At 64.9% G+C, this 1,491-nt stretch carries 1 protein-coding gene; it reads left to right on the top strand.

What is annotated here, in order from left to right:
- The coding region (locus tag ACI2L1_RS45185) for a hypothetical protein (protein WP_404745299.1) at positions 1-1,491 on the top strand (1,491 nt) is incomplete at both ends.

A 1,491-nucleotide genomic window follows, 5' to 3' on the forward strand; every position in this document is an offset into this window, starting at 1 on the left:
CCACCACCCCGACGGCTCCGACACCCGGCCGCAGAGCACGTCGACGGCCGACTCCGACCCGACAAACTTTTCCCTCGCACCCGCCCAGCCGCCCATTGAGGCCACGGTCGACTCCGCGTTGGAGGACGTCAACCGCTTTGGGCAGAGCCGGGCCGAGACTTCACTCACTGCCAAATCCAGCGAGTCATTCGGTTCGGCCGGGCCGGACGTCTTCGACTTGATCGAGACGAAGACCGGCAGCGACAACGCGCTGGCGCTGCTCAGCTTCCCTTCCGGCGAAAAAAGGAAATTCAAGGAGCAGTTCAAGACGTTCGACCTCGGCGAGAACGGCGTTCTCCATCCCTATGAGCAGTCCGCCGACGGTAAGTACTGGGTCTACGGCACTAGGACGTTCCCGTTGCCGAAGGGCTTGGCCGGGAAGCCCGTCCTGGTCATCGGCGGGCATGGGGAACCGGACTACGCAACCTTCGGTCTGAAGGGCCGTTCTTCCCGGAGCAACGACTCGTCAGAGGCCACGAATCAGGTCACACTCACCCCCGCCCATCTGGTCGATACGGTCATGCAGACCGAAACCTATGCCAAGGCGCTGAAGATGGCCGAGGGCATGGGGGAGAAGCTGAACGTCCTGTTCTGGTCGTGCATGGTCGGCAACGAAGACCTGACCGATGTCTCGTTCGCCGAAGAGGCCGCCGCGAGGCTTCCCGCGGAGCAGGTGAACGTGTGGGCCAGCCCCTACACACTCATCAGCAGCTCGACCGGGCGGTTCGGCGCGGTGGTGCCGCGGGCGGGCGTTTCCGACGTCCTCAAGCAGTTCTTCCCGGCCGCGGTGGACGATTCGGTTCTCAACGGCCGCGAGTCGGTGACGATCGGAAATCATTCCCAGTTCGCCGGCGCCGTCTCCCTGCGGAAGGCCGGTGAAGATCTACGGCTGCGGCACGATCTCGCCCTGCTGATGTCGGAAACCGACACCGAGAAACTGGTCGCCCGACTCGGAGGTAAGCCTTATGCCGTCCTCGGGCGGCGTGTCGGAAACAAGGTGGAGCGCTACGACAAGACGGGCAACGAGGAGACCCGGGAACTGCTGGACCCGAAGCGTCTGGCCAACTGGCTGCGCGAGAACGGGGTGCCGGAGAAGGCTCCGCTGTTCCTCGCGGTGGACCGCTCCGGACTCAAAGAGCTGATCAAGTCGGGCCCCGACGAGAATTCCGAGGAATGGCGGAATTCGTTCGCCTACAAGTTGGCCGAATTCTGGGAAGGCCCGGTGGTAGGGGTCGGCGGCCGACTGCGGCAGGTGCAGAACCTGCGGACCGGCGAGTGGAACCTCACAGTCGACTTTGTGCCGGGAGTCGGAGCGGACGGCCCGCTGACCATATCCTTTCCGCGTAAGGCGTTCGGTCAGACCGGCCCGACTCCTCGAACCTCCGCCGGGGCGACGCCGGTTGGGCAGGATCCGGTCACTTCGCGGAGGCCCACGGCTTCCGCGTCCGAGCC

Origin of the sequence: Streptomyces sp. NPDC019531, assembly GCF_044903305.1 — a bacterium.
Classification (GTDB): Bacteria; Actinomycetota; Actinomycetes; order Streptomycetales; family Streptomycetaceae; genus Streptomyces.